General features: G+C 66.4%; 19 protein-coding genes. 6 read left to right on the top strand and 13 right to left on the bottom strand.

Annotated elements, in window-relative coordinates; genetic code table 11:
- Positions 1–14: 14 nt before the first annotated feature.
- On the top strand, positions 15–947 hold the full coding sequence (locus tag BLU88_RS03935) for an NAD-dependent epimerase/dehydratase family protein (RefSeq protein WP_092010185.1): 933 nt from the start codon (positions 15–17) through the stop codon (positions 945–947).
- Between the two features lie 82 nt (positions 948–1029).
- Here BLU88_RS03935 and BLU88_RS03940 read toward each other — a convergent pair whose 3' ends face one another.
- From BLU88_RS03940 to BLU88_RS03970, 7 genes are all read right to left on the bottom strand, one after another.
- On the bottom strand, positions 1030–1869 hold the full coding sequence (locus BLU88_RS03940) for an SDR family NAD(P)-dependent oxidoreductase (RefSeq protein ID WP_092010187.1): 840 nt from the start codon (positions 1867–1869) through the stop codon (positions 1030–1032).
- The gene (locus BLU88_RS03945) at positions 1866–3623 is read right to left on the bottom strand and encodes an FAD-binding dehydrogenase (RefSeq protein ID WP_092010189.1); all 1758 of its coding nucleotides are present in this window, start codon (positions 3621–3623) and stop codon (positions 1866–1868) included. Before BLU88_RS03945 ends, BLU88_RS03940 begins: the two co-directional genes overlap by 4 nt.
- 197 nt (positions 3624–3820) lie before the next feature.
- On the bottom strand, positions 3821–4759 hold the full coding sequence (pheA, locus tag BLU88_RS03950) for a prephenate dehydratase (RefSeq protein WP_092010191.1): 939 nt from the start codon (positions 4757–4759) through the stop codon (positions 3821–3823).
- A complete protein-coding gene (locus tag BLU88_RS03955) occupies positions 4756–5583 on the bottom strand; it encodes a glycosyltransferase family 2 protein (RefSeq protein ID WP_092010193.1) in 828 nt (275 codons plus the stop codon). Before BLU88_RS03955 ends, pheA begins: the two co-directional genes overlap by 4 nt.
- Before the next feature lie 81 nt (positions 5584–5664).
- Entirely contained in the window at positions 5665–6543 is an 879-nt protein-coding gene (locus BLU88_RS03960; RefSeq protein WP_092010195.1) for a DUF5926 family protein, read from the bottom strand.
- Between the two features lie 70 nt (positions 6544–6613).
- Entirely contained in the window at positions 6614–7528 is a 915-nt protein-coding gene (locus BLU88_RS03965) for a GTP pyrophosphokinase (protein WP_092010197.1), read from the bottom strand.
- 110 nt (positions 7529–7638) lie between these two features.
- Positions 7639–8433 carry an exodeoxyribonuclease III gene (locus BLU88_RS03970; RefSeq protein ID WP_092010199.1) on the bottom strand — a complete coding sequence of 265 codons (795 nt, stop codon included), beginning with the start codon at positions 8431–8433 and terminating at the stop codon, positions 7639–7641.
- A 94-nt stretch (positions 8434–8527) separates the two neighbouring features.
- Here BLU88_RS03970 and BLU88_RS03975 point away from each other — a divergent pair, with 94 nt between their 5' ends.
- Together BLU88_RS03975 and BLU88_RS03980 are read left to right on the top strand one after the other, a co-directional pair.
- Positions 8528–9352: a thioesterase family protein gene (locus BLU88_RS03975; RefSeq protein WP_092010201.1), complete on the top strand. Its 825-nt coding sequence runs from the start codon at positions 8528–8530 to the stop codon at positions 9350–9352.
- Positions 9349–10125, top strand: coding sequence for an SDR family NAD(P)-dependent oxidoreductase (locus BLU88_RS03980; protein WP_092010203.1), 777 nt, complete (start codon positions 9349–9351; stop codon positions 10123–10125). The genes BLU88_RS03975 and BLU88_RS03980 overlap by 4 nt, the downstream gene beginning before the upstream one ends.
- A gap of 754 nt (positions 10126–10879) precedes the next feature.
- On the opposite strand, the gene BLU88_RS03985 is transcribed toward BLU88_RS03980, so the two are convergent.
- The 5 genes from BLU88_RS03985 to BLU88_RS04005 are packed head-to-tail and all read right to left on the bottom strand — an operon-like array spanning position 10880 to position 13129.
- On the bottom strand, positions 10880–11476 hold the full coding sequence (locus tag BLU88_RS03985; RefSeq protein ID WP_092010205.1) for an Asp23/Gls24 family envelope stress response protein: 597 nt from the start codon (positions 11474–11476) through the stop codon (positions 10880–10882).
- Positions 11473–12048: a DUF6286 domain-containing protein gene (locus BLU88_RS03990; RefSeq protein WP_092010207.1), complete on the bottom strand. Its 576-nt coding sequence runs from the start codon at positions 12046–12048 to the stop codon at positions 11473–11475. Before BLU88_RS03990 ends, BLU88_RS03985 begins: the two co-directional genes overlap by 4 nt.
- Positions 12045–12434 carry an Asp23/Gls24 family envelope stress response protein gene (locus tag BLU88_RS03995; protein WP_092010209.1) on the bottom strand — a complete coding sequence of 130 codons (390 nt, stop codon included), beginning with the start codon at positions 12432–12434 and terminating at the stop codon, positions 12045–12047. Before BLU88_RS03995 ends, BLU88_RS03990 begins: the two co-directional genes overlap by 4 nt.
- A 4-nt stretch (positions 12435–12438) precedes the next feature.
- Positions 12439–12621: a hypothetical protein gene (locus BLU88_RS04000; RefSeq protein WP_092010211.1), complete on the bottom strand. Its 183-nt coding sequence runs from the start codon at positions 12619–12621 to the stop codon at positions 12439–12441.
- A gap of 37 nt (positions 12622–12658) precedes the next feature.
- Positions 12659–13129: an Asp23/Gls24 family envelope stress response protein gene (locus tag BLU88_RS04005; RefSeq protein ID WP_092010214.1), complete on the bottom strand. Its 471-nt coding sequence runs from the start codon at positions 13127–13129 to the stop codon at positions 12659–12661.
- 139 nt (positions 13130–13268) lie between these two features.
- On the opposite strand from BLU88_RS04005, the gene BLU88_RS04010 reads away from it, so the two are divergent.
- The 3 genes from BLU88_RS04010 to BLU88_RS04020 are packed head-to-tail and all read left to right on the top strand — an operon-like array spanning position 13269 to position 14651.
- Positions 13269–13832 carry an RNA polymerase sigma factor gene (locus BLU88_RS04010; RefSeq protein WP_092010216.1) on the top strand — a complete coding sequence of 188 codons (564 nt, stop codon included), beginning with the start codon at positions 13269–13271 and terminating at the stop codon, positions 13830–13832.
- Positions 13829–14302 carry an Asp23/Gls24 family envelope stress response protein gene (locus BLU88_RS04015; protein ID WP_092010218.1) on the top strand — a complete coding sequence of 158 codons (474 nt, stop codon included), beginning with the start codon at positions 13829–13831 and terminating at the stop codon, positions 14300–14302. The genes BLU88_RS04010 and BLU88_RS04015 overlap by 4 nt, the downstream gene beginning before the upstream one ends.
- Positions 14295–14651: a hypothetical protein gene (locus tag BLU88_RS04020; RefSeq protein WP_092010220.1), complete on the top strand. Its 357-nt coding sequence runs from the start codon at positions 14295–14297 to the stop codon at positions 14649–14651. Before BLU88_RS04015 ends, BLU88_RS04020 begins: the two co-directional genes overlap by 8 nt.
- Positions 14652–14931: 280 nt before the next feature.
- Here the strand turns inward: BLU88_RS04020 and BLU88_RS04025 are convergent, their stop codons facing one another.
- Positions 14932–15204 carry a GlsB/YeaQ/YmgE family stress response membrane protein gene (locus BLU88_RS04025; protein ID WP_092010222.1) on the bottom strand — a complete coding sequence of 91 codons (273 nt, stop codon included), beginning with the start codon at positions 15202–15204 and terminating at the stop codon, positions 14932–14934.
- Positions 15205–15300: the final 96 nt, after the last annotated feature.

Here is a 15300-nt window from a genome sequence, read left to right on the forward strand (position 1 = left end):
AGAAGGGGACCGTCGTGTCGGTGATAGTGACCGGAGCCAGCGGCTTCATCGGTGGTGCCATTGCACGGGCGCTCGCCGATCGGGGCGAAACGGTCTATGCGCTGTGTCGGAGGAACCCGGAGATCCCCGGGGTGAACTTCCAGCATTGGGACATCACGGAGCCCGCACCTGCAGCGGTGACTTCGCTGGCCAAGAGCGCGACCGCGGTCTTCCACTGTGCCGGGATCGCCTCTGTCAGCGCCGATGACGATGAGCTCTACGAGGTGAAGGTGACGGGCACGCGCAATGTCCTCGACGCCTTCCCGCAGTCCCGCGTCGTCCATGTGTCCTCGACGACGGTGTACTCCGAGTCCGAACCCCACGCCGAGTTGTGGGAGGAGGCCGGTCCGAAGGATCCCAACGATTTCGCCGATGCCTACTCTCGCACTCATGCGCTCGCCGAACAGCTCGTCGGGCGCCTGCGGGCCGATGCGGCGATCCTGCGGCCGGCGGCAGTCTATGGCCCGGGCGAGACGATGCTCATGCCGTTCCTGTCGCGGATGTCGAAGAAGGGTGTGCTGCGGCTGCCGGGTGGCGGTCGTCAGAAGATCACCCTGACTCATATCGACAATGTGGTCCGGGCGGCGCTCGCCTGCCTGGATGTGCCGTCGGCGGCGGGACCGTTCAATATCGGCGACCCGATTCCCTACCGGCTCAAAGAGGCTGTCGTCACTCACTTCGCACGAATGGGCTACGACCAAGTCGTCATCGAAGGCGTGGCGAAGGACAAGGCACTGGTGGCGGCGAAGCTCGGGCTCAAGGTCAAGAGCATATTTAAACGCGGGGACTTCGCGAAGCTCTTCCTCGTCAGATACCTGCAGTCGGACCGGACCTACAACCTGTCACGGCAGCAGCGGGTGCTCGGCATCTCGACCACCCAGCACCTCATCCCGTCACGGCTGCAGTAGGCGGCTGGGGCCGGGCCTCCGAGGCTCACCGCTTCAGCCCGACGTCAGATACTCGCCCTGCCTCCGCTTCCGGCGCCTGTCGTCACCGCTTCAGCCCGTGCTGGGCGGCGACGATCTTCGACATGAGTTCGCGCGGAAGCGCGCGCCCCAGCAGGAACGGCAGCGGTGCCCTGCTGCCGACGGCGTAGAACTCGCGCGGTCGCGGCGCGATGATTGCATCGACGATCGTGGCCGCGACTTTCTCTGCCGGAATGCCGCCGCGTTCATTGGCGTCGAGACGTTCGAGCATCGTCGTGACATCCTGCGTATAGGGCGAACCCTCTTCGAGGTACTTCGTCCGCCGCAGTCCGATGCCTGTGGCGATCGATCCCGGTTCGACGGTGCTCACCCACACTCCGAAGGGGGAGAGCTCCTGCCTTGCCGCCGTGGCGAAGGCGCGCAGAGCCGCCTTCGCCGCCGAATACGAGCTGCGGTGGGCCAGCGGGAAACTGGCGAGCATCGACCCGACCATGATGATGCGCCCCCGGTGGCGTGCACGCATTCCGGGCAGAACGAGCTGGCTCAGCCGAACGGGCCCGAACACGTTCGTGCGGAAGAGCCGCTCGATGGCCTCGGCCGGCAGCTCTTCGAACGGCCCCGACTGGCTCTCACCGGCATTGTTGATCAGCACATCGATGCCGTCGAGCAGGCCGAGCTCATCGAGTTCTCCGGCCAAACGGTCCGGACCGTCGGGGACGGCCAGATCGAGCGGCAGATAGCGGACGCCGGGGATCCATTCGGCTGGTTCGAGGCGGTCGAGATTCCGTCCGGTCGCCAGCACCGTGCATCCCTTCGTCGCCAGTGCCTCGGCGACGGCTCTGCCGATTCCCGAGGTGCCGCCGGTGACGAGGACGGTGAGGTCCGACTGTGCGGTGGGGGTCATGTGCGCTTTCCTTCGCTGGGTGCGGATCCGGTCTCCGGCTTCACAGGCCTCGCCGTATAGCCTGCCTGCTCTGCGGCAGCGCGTCCGGCGCGCAAGCCGGAGAAGATGCATCCGCCGAGGAACGTTCCCTCGAGTGCGTTGTAGCCGTGCATCCCGCCGCCTCCGAAACCGGTCACCTCACCGGCGGCATACATGCCGGGGATCGGTTCGCCGCTGCCGGACCCTGCACCAGCACCAGACGCGGCAAGCACCTGCCCGTCGAGGTTCGTCTCCAGCCCGCCGAGAGTCTTGCGCGAGAGCAGGCTCAGACGCACCGCGATGAGCGGACCGTGTGCGGGGTCGAGGATTCTGTGCGGTTTGACCGCGCGTACGATCTTGTCGCCCAGATAGGACCGCGCATTGTGGATGGCTTGGACCTGCGCATCTTTCGAAAAGGCGTGGTCGGTCTGCCGGTCTCGCTGCCGGATCTGCTCCACGAGGTGGTCATGATCGATGACCGGTCCGCGGGAGTGTTCGTTCATTCCCGCGACCAGATCCTCGGTGGTCTCGGCCACGACGAAGTCGGAACCGTACTTCTTGAAAGCTTCGATCGGTCCCGGTGCGTCGGAGGACCGCACCCGGTCGAGCGTGATGCGAATGTCCTTCTCGGTGAGGTCCGGGTTCTGCTCCGAACCGGAGAGCGCGAATTCCTTGCGGATGATCGACTCGTTGAGCACGAACCACGAATAGTCGTGACCGGTCTCCAGGATGGTGCGCATCGTCCGATTCGTATCGAAGCCGGGATAGTTCGGGGCCGGGAAGCGGTTGCCTTCGGCATCGAACCACAGCGACGACGGTCCGGGAATGATGCGGATCCCGTGCCCCGGCCAGATCGGATTCCAGTTCTCGATGCCCTCCGTATACGCCCAGATCCTGTCCCGGTTGATGAGGCTGGCTCCGGCATCCTCGGCGATCCGCAGCATCCGCCCGTCCACGTGCGCGGGCACTCCGGCGAGCATCGTGTCCGGGAATTCGCCGAGGCGGTCGGTCGGCCAGTATCTCCTCATCAGCTCGAAATTGTGTCCGATGCCGCCGGTGGTGACGATGACGGCGGGAGCGCGGAGTTCGAAGTCCGCGACTTCCTCCCGGTTCGACTTGATTCCGCGGGCAGTGTGGCTGGGGGCGAGCGTGCGTCCGCGGACACCGACGACGGCCCCATCCTCGGTGATGAGTTCGTCGACGCGGTGACGGAAGGCGAACTCGACGAGTCCGGCGGCCTCTGCGGTCTCGACGGGGTCACGGAACACTCGGACCACCTCGGGGCCGGTGCCCCAGGTGAGGTGGAAGCGGGGCACGGAATTGCCGTGCTCACCCGCCCCGGACCCTCCACGTTCTGCCCAGCCGACGATCGGGGTCAGTCGCAGGCCGAGGTCACTCAGGTACTGGCGCTTCTCTCCGGCCGCGAACTCGAGGTAGGCCTCCGCCCACTTCCGGGGCCAATGATCCTCGTCTCGGTCGAAGCCCGCCGAAGTGGCCCAGTCATCCTTGGCGAGCTCGAGCGAATCGTGGATGCGCAGCCGTCGCTGTTCGAGGGAGTCGATGAGGAAGAGTCCGCCGAGGGACCAGAAGGCCTGCCCGCCGAGGTTCGCTCGGTTCTCCTGGTCGAGGATGAGCACGCGCTTGCCGGCCTGGGTGAGTTCATGTGCGGCGACGAGTCCGGCGAGACCGGCCCCGACGACGATCGCATCGGGGGATGGGCGGCTGTCTGCGTTCATCGTCGACTCCTCTGTCGCATTCATCGGCGGGCAAACCGACGTCAAGTGTGCGCAGATTGCCCGGAACAGGACCCTTTTCTGGCAATCTGCGCACACTTACTTACCAGTAGACGCCAGTATTGCAGATTAGGCGCCGGGTAGGGCGCGCGAGGCACCGCACTCAGCGGCGAAACGGGACGGGGAGCAGCCCCAGACGCTCAGGCGCCCAGAGTCGACTCCAGCCAATCGGCGGCTGCGGCGAACGACTCATCCGTCGTCGTCGGGTCGATCGGCACCACGGCTCCGTCGGAGCTCGGGTAGCTGCCGAGGAAGTGCAGTGTGAGTGCTGCCCGGTGGACTCCCTGCAGAGCCTCGGCCATCCGTGCCTCATGGATGTGCCCGAGCAGGTCGATCGAGAACTGGTAGAGGCCCAGCCCGTCCCCGGTCGGCCGGGATTCGATGCGGGACATATTCACCCCGCGGCTGGAGAACTGTTCGAGCAGTTCGAGCAGGGAACCGGCGCGGTCGGACCGCAGCGCTGCGACGATGGTCGTCTTATCCGCGCCGGTCGGAGCGGGCAGAGGGCCCGGGCGGGTGACGACGACGAATCGGGTGACGGCATCCTTGCGGTCGCCGATGTCTTCGGCGACGATCTCGAGACCGTAGCGCTGAGCGGCCAGAGCCGGGCAGACGGCGGCCATGTGGTCACCGGCATCATTGGCCAGATCACGTGCTGCGGCAGCGGTCGACGAGGTCGGCAGGTAGACGGCTTCGGGGAAGTTCTCGTTCATGAACGCACGCACCTGCGCTTCACCGTGCGGGTGCGAACCGAAGGAGGAGATCTCTTCCCTGTTAGTGCCGGGTTTGACGGCGAGGACGAAGCGGACGGGGACGACCACCTCGGCGATGATCTGGAGTCGTCCGTTCTCGGTCAGCGCATCGATCGTGGCGGGCACCCCTCCCTCGAGGGAGTTCTCGATCGGCACGACCGCGGCATCGCAGTCACCCTCGAGCACCGCATCGAGCGCCGAGGGGGCATTGCGCATCGGATGCGTCGTGGCCTCGGCGCGCAGGTTCCGGGAGTCGAGGAAACTGAGCAGGGCCGCCTCGGTGAAGGTGGCCTCCGGGCCGAGGTACGCGAAACGGTTGAGGCTCATCGGCCGGTCTCCTTGTGGTCAGCGGAAAGATTCTGTGCGGAGACGTCGGACTCGCTGCGGGCCGCAGGGGAAGTCCCGCTGCGCTTCGCGCGGAGGCGGCGGACGAGGATCGCGCGGGCGACGTCGCGGTACTGCGCGGCGCGGTGCATCTGGGCTTTCAGGTCGCGGCCGGTGACGCGGTGGTGGAGATCGCATTCGACCTCTTCGACGCGCAGTCCGGCGTTCACGACGTCGATGGTCATGGCTGCCTCGACACCCCAGCCGGCGGCGAACGGCAGGGCCGCATCGAAGGCCTCTCTCGACAGGCAGCGCATGCCCGACAGAGGTTGGGTGGCTTCGAATCCGGAGAGCTCGGCGATGCCCTTCTTCGCCAGCCCGACGACGAAGCCGAAGCCCCCGCCCTTGCGCTTCTGCGCGGGCAGGATCGCGATCGTCATATCGGCATCCCCGGCGAGCACAGGCTCGGCCAGGGGAGCGGTATTGGTCGCTGAGTCCTCGAGGTCGCCGTCGATGAACAGCAGCGCCCGGTGCGTCGGTTCGACGTTCGGATCCGCGTCGGAGATCTCCCGGTTGCGCACGGCGAACGCCCCGGTCATCATGGCCGCGGCCTTGCCTTTGTTCTTCGGGTGGGTGATCACCTCGGCGCCGGCGCGGCGGGCCAGGGACCCTGTGTCGTCAGATGATCCGTCGTCGACGACGAGGACCATGTCGACCCCGGGGATCTGCTTGGCCGCGGTGACGGTGGCACCGATCCGTGCGGATTCGTTCATCGCGGGGATGACGGCGGCGACCGCCTCGGGGGCGGGGTGCGGCTGTGCGCTCATGTCGGTTCTCCTGTCCGTCACCGGCACCGAGGCGGGGCACCGTTCCCGGGTCCTGCCTCGGTGATGGGGTGGTGACGGATATCAGTGGATGGTCAGCTGGCGGGACACGATGCCCGAGCGGACGCGGCGGGCCTCGGTGCTCATCGGCTCGGTCGTGTTCAGCGCTTCGTCGAGGCGTTTGCCGAAGGCGGCGATGGGCTCTTCGACGTCGTCGACCTGAGTGCCGAACGTCAGTTCCCAGACGGGGACGATGATGCCGTGGGCGCGGAAGTAGCCGAGGAAGGTGCCGATTCCGCCGAGGTCGTTGGCGTTCTCTGCCTGCAGGCGCGCCATTGCGTCGACGACGCGGTCCTCACCCTCGGAACGGGCCCAGCGGACGTAGGTGCGGCCGGACATCTCGGTCCAGTAGGCGGAATCGACGGAGGCGAGCTTCTCCGTCGGGGCCACGGAGTCGTTGGCCTGCTGCAGGGCGGCTGCGACGTCGGGGTCGGACTCGGCTTCGGGCAGGGCCCAGTAGTCGAAGCTCTCGAGCACGCGGACGTCGAACGGATGAGAGGTGTCGAGGATGTCCTGCAGGCGCGGACCCTCGCCGGGCTCTGTCGTCGCCTCGATCGAGGTGCCGGGTTCGGCGTCGACGGCGGCCAGCAGCCCACGGGCGACGTCGCGGGAGGCGTCGGTCGAGGACACGGGCACCTGCATGCCGGCCATGATCTCACCGTCGTCGCGGCGCCACGCCTGCCAGGCGGCGGGCAGCAGGGAGGCGATGGTCACCTCGTGGCCGCCGTACTCCTCGGTCAGCTTCGCGGTCGCGGTGGCCGCGGGCACGAGCTCGCGCAGACAGATCAGGTCGGTTTCGAACGCCAGGTCCGCGAACGGTCTCGCGATGAATGCCGTGGCCTGCGCCCTGGCGAGGCGTTTGGCGATGAGTTCTTCCTTGGAGCGCTTCGACTTCTTTCCCATGGGATGCAAGTCTAGTCGGTGCAGCGGTGACCGGGTCGATGGGTCCGCGGTCGGTGCTGCGGCGTCGAGTTCAGCTTTCCCGGCCGACGGGGATGAAGTAGCGCGTGGTGTTCGACTCGTCCATGCGCACCTGCAGCTTGTCCCCCGGATGGGGGAAGGCGGAGCGCTCCGGATTGTCGGGAGTCAGCCCGAGAGTCTCCAAGCGGATGATTCCGTGTCTGCCCACCTCGTCGGCGGCGAGGACATAGGAGTGGTTGAGTTCGCGGATCGTGACCTCGATGGCCGGATCGGTCGGTTCGTCCACCTCGGCGAAGGCTCGGGGCGGAGCGGAATTGCCCATGCCCAGATACGCCCCGACGTCGTCGGCGATATAGCCGGCCACGGAATCCGCCTGCGCCATGAGCCCGGCGAGGATGACCGACAGCCGCTCCTGCTGCGCATCGGATTTCAGCGCCTGCCCGGGTTTGAACAGGTGTTCCTCGGCCAGCACACACCACGCGTCCTGCATGATCGTGCGCAGTTGGAGCTCGACGAGGACGGAGGGCTCGGAATCGAAGGGGACCTCGACGATGAGGTGACGGCCGCGGTACCCCGAGGGCTTCGGGATCGCGGAATAGTCGCGCACCTCGGCGATGGAGAGATTCGTATCGTCACTGACCTCGGTGAGCAGATCCCACAGGGCTGACTGTTCGCGTTCGGTGCGGCAGATGACGCGGGAGCCGACGACATCGATGACCTGGTTCTCGACCTCGACGGATTCGTGGATCTCGTCATTGGCGTCGGCGAGCTTGCGGCGCAGCTTCTCTCCCGTGCGCAGGCGATCCTTGATCCGACCGTCGACGACACGCACCCGATCGCCGGAGAGCAGTGCGGAAGGAGCGCGGACGGACTCGACCCAGTCGTTGACCGTCTCGAGGGCGGCCCTCCAGGTCGACTCACGCCGATCGTAGGCTTCGTCGACCAATTCGCGGACAGTTGCTGACATCCTCGTCACCTTCCTAGCTCCTGATTCAACTTCACCAGAAGAGAGGAGAGATGTCTATGGCTTCGACTCCGAAGTTGCGCCGGTGTGCCGAAAGGTGAGACGAAGGTGCCTCAGGCGTCGTAGTCGACGATGACGGGAGCGTGGTCGGACGCGCCCTTGCCCTTGCGTTCCTCACGGTCGATCTCGCCGGCGGTCGCGGTCTTCGCCAGCGCCTGCGAAGCGAGCTGGAAGTCGATGCGCATGCCCTGCTTCTTCGGGAACCGCAGCTTCTGGTAGTCCCAGAAGGTGTAGACGCCGGGCCCGGGGGTGAATTGCCGAGTGACTTCGGACAGGCCCGCGCCGAGCAGATCGTCGAAGGCCGCGCGTTCGGCCTCGGAGACGTGGGTGGCACCGTCGAATTCGGCCATGTCCCAGACGTCCTCGTCGAGAGGAGCGACGTTGAAGTCACCGCAGAGGACGAGCTTCTTCTCCGGTTCGGCGCTCAGCTGGGCGGCGATATCGGCCGTCAGCGCCTTGTACCACTCCAGTTTGTAGCCGTAGTGCGGGTGATCGAGTTCGCGGCCGTTGGGCACATAGAGCGAATAGACTCGCACATCGTTGCAGGTCACCGACAGTGCCCGGGCTTCGACGACGGGGTCGTCGGCACCGAAGGCAGGGATGTCTCTGAACCCGATCTCGGTGTCGGCCAGTCCGACGCGAGAGGCGATGGCCACACCGTTCCACTGATTGAGGCCGTGATAGCTGACCTCATAGCCGCGCTCGGTGAACAGCTCCTCGGGGAACTGCGAATCCTTGCACTTGAGTTCCTGGATGGCCAGGACATCGACATCCGAACGATCCAGCCAGGCTCCGATGCGGTCATGACGGGCACGGATCGAGTTCACATTCCACGTAGCGATTCTCACCCTCCCACCCTAAGCCGTCCGCGGCGGAGGTGAAAGCGGGTGCGTGCGCCGCCCCCGCGTCGAACGGGCACCCTCGGCTCGATAGGCTGGGTGCATGCCTGAAGCTCCCAACGCACACCTCGGCCACGACGGTGCCGCCTACCCGGACTCCTACTATGTGCGGCTGTCCGAGGACCGCTTCGTCTCGACCTTGCACAGTCAGGGCGCATGGCAGCCCGGCGAACAGCACCTCGCACCCGCCTCGGGGATGGTGCTCGCCGAGATCGAACGTCGCCTGCCCAGCGATAAGCTCATCTCCCGGGTGACCTTCGACGTCCTCGGCGTCATCCACTCCGGCGAGTTCACCATCGACGTCAACGTCATCCGTCCGGGACGGACCATCGAACTCGTCGAAGCGCAGATGCGCCACGGTGAGCGCACCAGCGTGACCGCCCGGGTGTGGCGTCTGCAGGCCTCGGACACCGAGGAGGTCGCCGGCGACGAATGGCAGGCGCTGCCGCCGGTGTCCGAAGTGCCCGAGGTCCCGTTCACCGGTCGGTGGGGCGGTGGCTACATCGCGTCGCTCGAAGGTCGGCAGGGAGCGGACGCCCACCCCGGATACGCACAGACCTGGGTGCGCAGCTCCTACCCTCTCGTCGACGGTGAGATCGACCCGCCGACCGCGGCCTTCGTCAAGTTCGTCGACACCGCCAACGGTCTGGCCGTCCGCGAGGATCCGAAGACGACGTTCTTCCCGAACGTGGACCTCTCCATCCACCTCACCCGTGTTCCCGAGGCCGGTTGGGTCGGCTTCGACACGAAGGTCGCCTTCGGGCCGAACGGTCTGGGGCAGACGACGAGCGTGCTCAACGACGCAGACGGTCCCATCGGCACCGCGGTGCAGTCACTGACCGTGCGCAGAGGCCGCGGAGCGGTATGAGCCTGCGGCCGCGTGCCCTCATCACCGGGGCGAGCTCCGGGCTGGGACGCGGCTATGCCCGCACGCTGGCCGCCGAGGGATACGACCTCGTCCTGGTCGCCCGGGACGAGGCCCGACTGAGTGTGCTGGCCGAACAGCTGCAGACCGCGCAGAATATCCACGCCGAGGTGGCCGTGGCCGATCTGTCGACCCGTGACGGAATCGACGCGGTCATCGATATCATCGCGACGCAGCCGGTCGATGTGCTCATCAACAACGCCGGCTTCGGTCTGCGCGGAACACTGCTGGACACCGATATCGCCGAGCTCAATGATCAGGATCGGGTGCTCACCGTGGCGGTGAGGGAACTGTCGCTGGCCGCAGCCCGGCGCATGCAGGCCCGTGGTCGCGGAGGAGTCATCAACGTCTCCTCGCTGGCGGCGGTGACGACGATGGGACAGTACGCCGCTTCGAAGGCGTCGACCCTGGTCTTCACCGAGGCGCTCGCCGGTGAGCTCAAGGACAGCCCGGTGACGGTCACCGTAGTTCTGCCCGGTTTCGTCCGCACGGAATTCCACAGCCGCCTCGGCGTGGAGCGGCCCGGACCCGGTCTGATCTGGCTCGGCGTCGATCAGGTGGTGCGGGAGTCTCTGCGTGATGCGCGGGCGGGGAGGGTCGTCTCGGTGCCGGGATGGGGGTATCGTCTGGCTGCCCTCGCTGCTCCAGCGGTGCCGCGTCCGCTCATGCGCTGGGGTTCGACGGGATTCTCCTTCGCCCGTTCCCGCCGGCGGTGATCCGGGTGTCGTCACAGGGGCGAACCGGCAGCGAGCGGTGGAAACGGTGAGCGGTCGCAACCGCAGGTAGTCCGCGGATCACTCAATGATCGCTCTTGGACCGTCCACGGATCACTCGCAGATCGCTTTTCGATCTTCCGCGGATCACTCTGGGATCACTCGCGGATCATGGTCACCGGCACCTGCCGATCATGGTCGCTGAAGCCGGTTCTCGCTGTTCCGAGTCGCTTCGCATCAGCCGGAATGGGCCCCGCACCCTTGGCCGAATGTGACCTATATGCAATTTCCCACACGCGCGTTCCAATTCAGTTGAGGTTTGAACTACCCGAAGTTGAGCCTGTGACCAGGGGTTTTATTATGATCGCTTCTATGCTATAGGGCTGGACGGGATTCAAGACGGGACGTGAGATTCTTTACAAGCGCTACGGAAGTGTGGTCAAATTAATGGTGTTCGCCCGGTGGGGATCGGGTGGACATAACGGACGTATGGGGATGCGTCCGGGTACTCGAGGGGAGTGCTGCGAGGACCCCGGGATGTCGCGATTACGCGCCCCGGGGTTCTTGTCATTCACAGCCGTTCTTCGCCGCTTCTCTTCCCGCCGCCGAAACACGTGTTACCTTCGGTCTCTGCAGCCCGACTGCGGTCACTGGGGTCCGTATTCGTGTCGCTTTCGAACGGTTCCGTGCGAACCTCGGTCACCAACGGACATTTCGGGCGCCGGAAAGTATCCGATGGTGACCCAGTCTCGGGGCGCTACTGGATGGTGACGCTGCGCTGGCGGCGCGATCGAGTGCGGGCGATGCCGATCTCCAGGGCCACTGCGCTCAGCGGGGCACCGAGTGCGACCGCCGCATTGCCTGCGGCCCGCTCGGCGACATCGGCGATGATCGCATCGATGTCGGCGCGCTCGTCGGCGTCGATATGGATGAGCAGCTCCGGATTGCGCGCGGTGCCTCGCAGAATCGCCTGGGCGTCGGAGACGCCCTCGGTGGATTCGAGGTCGGCGGCGACCGCCTCGGCGATGACCTCCGCGTTCACCGTGGTCAGTCCCGTCCTCGCGTCGGCCTGCATCCGGAAGGGCTTCGCGAAGTCCTTCCGAGGAACCTGCACACTCAGCCAGCGGAGCCCGATGACGGCGAGGATGAGGGCCGCGACCACGGCGATGAGTGCCGAATAGGGCAATGCCAGCACCGAGGCGACCGGACCGAGGTCCGCGCCCGCCTCCACTGCGGGCGCGACCGGGGCGGTGAGACCGAACCCGATGGCGAGCACCGCCAGCCCGAGGGCCAGGACGATGATGCCGAGGATGATCAGTCCGGTGCGGTTGGCGGCTGCGGCCGTGCGTCTCATGACTGGCTCCTTCTGGCCTGGACCTTCACCGTAGGGGTGCGGTCGAACGAGATCGAGGTGAAGCGGTTCCTCACGGAGGCCTCGACCTCGGCGCGGACCGGTTCGTGGTCTCGGATCGGCGTCGAGAAGGTCACGATCGTCGACTTCACGCTCGACGCGGCCTTGACCCCGCTGACCCCGTCGACCCCATCGGCGGCTGCGGCCGCGATCTGCGACAGCGCCGAGGTGGGCAGAGCGACCTCGAAGTCACCGATGTGGTCGGAGCCATCGGCCCTTACGCCGAGGATCCGGCGCGCACCGGGGGAGATCCCGAGGATGAGGGCGATGAGTCCGAGCAGAGCCAGGACTGCGCCGACGGCGATGACTGGTGCGGAATTCCAGTGCAGGTTCCCGGCCGCCTCGGCGACCGCGGACCCGGAGGGTCCGGTCAGCGCGGCGGTGACCGATCCGGTGGAGACGAACGCGGCGATTGCGGCCCAGCCGAGCCCCACGGCGAGGAGCAGCAGAACGAGCGCGACGACCACGGCCGGGCCGATGCGGGAGGGTCGCTTGCGCAGCAGGCGTGTGCTCATTGCAGGCTGTTCCTTCCTCGATTCGCTCCGGCCGAATCCGGGGCGAGCCACTTCACGCCGATGTCGACCTGACGGACGGTGACGCCGGTGAGACGTTCGACTTCGGAACTGAGCGTGGTGCGGACGTGTTCGGTCGCCTCGGCGATGGGGGTGGGGTAGGCCAGGCCCAGCTGGACGGCGAGCGTGCAGCTGCGCCCGGACAGGGCGACGTCCACGGACGGGCGGGTGTCCAGGCTGGAACTCGCTCCGATTCCGAACAGGCCCGAGCTCGTGCCGCCGACGCCCGGCAGGTCTTTGAGCACCTGCCCGGCGGTGCGCTCGACGACCTTGTCCGCAATCGTCAGACCGCCTCGGCGAGCGGGAGCGTCGTCGAGTTTCGGGGCCACGGCACTACCTCCGCGTGGTCGAGCGTGAACTCAGCGCGGTCAGGTCGAGGCGCCCGTCGAGGACGAGGCCGACGACCAGGCCGAGCCCGCCGCAGATGGCGACGACGAGGAACGCGAGGAAGCCGCCGAAATAGGCGACGATTCCCAGCGTCAGGCCGACGAGGAGTCCGATGAGAGTTTTCGACATGGCATTCCTTCTGCCGAGGTGGTGCTGCGGATGAGGGTCAGTTGAGTTCCGGCGAATCCTTGGCGGGAGCCTCGTCGTCGTCCTCGGGCAGGTGGACGTCGGCGACGTCGATGTTGACCTCGACGACCTGGAGTCCGGTGCCCTGTTCGACGGCGCGGATGACGTTGCGGCGGATCGCCTCGGCGACATCGACGATCGAGGTGCCGTATTCGACGACGATGGTGAGATCGATGGCGGTCTGCTTCTCACCCTTCTCCACGGACACTCCGCCGGAGACGTTGGTCTGCGAGCCGGGGATGCGGTCGGTGAGGGTGTCGAAGGCGCGGCGCGCGGCATTGCCCATCCCGTAGACGCCGGGGACTTCGCGGGCGGCGATTCCGGTGAGCTTGGCGACGACGTTCTCGGCGATCGTCGTCGTGCCCAGCTCGGTGACGAGCGGGCTGCGCACGTCGTCGTTCTGAGCGGTGGTGGCCTTCTGGTTCGAATCGGACTGCTTGGGTTCCGGCATTGTTCTTCCTGTTCCTTGGAGGGGCATGCGGTTCGCAAGTCCTTCGGGTGAAGGATGCTTACACAGGTACAGACGCGGCCTCGGAGGAATCCTCACGCGATGTTCGCAGAAATTTTTCTCAGTGCCCTACGATGTGGATATGACAAGGGGAGATGATCGTTTCGACATCGTCACCCTGGTCGTGCGCGCTCGCGAGGGTGACATCGCCTCGTTCGAGGCCCTCGTCGACGAATACGAGCGGAAGCTGCTGCGTTTCGCCTGGCGTGCGCTCGGGGATAGGCAGGATGCCGAGGACGTCGTTCAGGACACGCTCGTCAAGGCGTGGAGGTCGCTTGATGCCCTGACCGAACCGGCGGCCTTCGGCACGTGGATCTACCGGATGGCCTCGAACCGCTGCACCGACGTGCTGCGTCGTCGCACCGCCCGGCCTTCGGATGCCTCGGATCCCGACGATCTGGGCCACCACGTCGACGGCACCGCCTCGGTGGAACGGTCCGTCGAGGCGCGCACGGCACTCGAGCATTTCTCCGAGGTTCTGCAGACTCTGTCCTCGGAGCAGCGTGTAACGTGGGTGCTCCATCAGATGGAAGGTCTCAGCTACGCCGAGGTCGCCGAGACCTTGGGAATCAGCGAAGGCAGCGTGCGCGGACGCATCCACCGCGCCCGGACCGCCATCGCCGAGGGCATGGAAGGATGGGTATGAGCGACGAATCCGTCGACGCCACGGACGCTCACCTGCTTGGCATCATCGACGAATACATGGGGGCCTTCGAGCCAGATCCCGCCGAATCCGTCGGCCTGCGCGAACGCATCCTCCAGATCGTGCGCGAAGATGCCGCGCTGGCCCCGGCCACGAAGCTGACGACCGAACGCGGCAACCCGTTCCGGATCTCGACGGCCGAGGTGCGCAGCATCATCCGCGGGGCCGTCGACGCCGTGCCCGGAGTCCGTGCCCGCAGCGTCACAGCGACCCCGGCCGGAGACCCGGAGGGCAGCGCAGTCGACATCACCATGACCGTGATGATGAGTGCGGGGACGGCCTTCGTCTCCGCCGCCGAGGATGTCCGCCGCAGCGTCGCCGACGCCCTGGCCGCGCATCTGGGGATCCCCGCAACGCGCATCGACGTCACGGTTGAGGACGTCTTCGTCGACGAGGAGGGTTCCCATGGCTGAGAGCGAGACTCCACACGGATTCGACGTGGCAGCGGTCTCCGCTCGTCTGACCGAATCCGTCATCGGAGTCGACGGCGTCACCGGTCTGGCGCCGGGACTGCGGGACATGATCGCCAACGCGGCCGCGCGAGTGATGCGGCGGACCGGGTCCGAGCCGCTGCGAGTCGAGGTCTGGCGAACAGGAGAGGCCCTCAACGTCCGCGTCGACGCCCACCTCGACGACAGTCGGCCCGTGGCCGAGATCGTCGATGAGCTCTTCGCCGTCATCGCCGTCGACCTGCGTGCCGCAGTCGACGGACCCGTCGGGGAGATCGACATCGAGGTGCGGATCGTCAGCCGCAGCCGCTGAGTTCGCTTCGCGGACCGGGCGGCGACCCGAATGCGGTGAATTCCGGTTTCGGTGCACCTTTCTCTGAATTGCCCACTGAGGAAACTGTGCATCTCAGAGAAGGACGGACCAACAAGCACGCCTCGGCGCTCATATGTTGTCGGCACAGAAAAAGCGAACAGCCCATGTTCGGAACTGGGCTGTTCGCCTTTGCTGAGCAGCTGCCGGCGGTGTCGCCTGCGGCTGTTCTGGGCCGCAATAGGGCACCGCCGGGAAGCGGCCATTCAGACGGTGCGGTCGCTCACTCGGCCTTGCTCTTCGAGCGTCCGGTGATGAGGCCCCAGACGATGAGCACGATCAGCGAGCCGCCGATCGCGCACAGCCAGGACGACAGTGAGAAGAACGAATTCATCTCAGCGCCGAAGATCATGCCGCCGAGCCAACCGCCCAGCATGGCACCGATGACGCCGAGGATGAGCGTGGCGATGAAGCCGCCGCCCTGTTTGCCGGGCAGGATCGCCTTGGCGATGGCTCCGGCGATGAGTCCGAGGATGAGGTATGCGATGAAACCCATGTTGCTCACGTCCCTTCTGAGACAGTTGACCGGCCGGGTTGCACGGTGCTGGTGCCACTGTACAACTCGGACGCAGGATAAGTGCCAAGTCTCGTT

Origin of the sequence: Brevibacterium siliguriense (assembly GCF_900105315.1) — a bacterium.
GTDB classification, from domain to species: domain Bacteria; phylum Actinomycetota; class Actinomycetes; order Actinomycetales; family Brevibacteriaceae; genus Brevibacterium; species Brevibacterium siliguriense.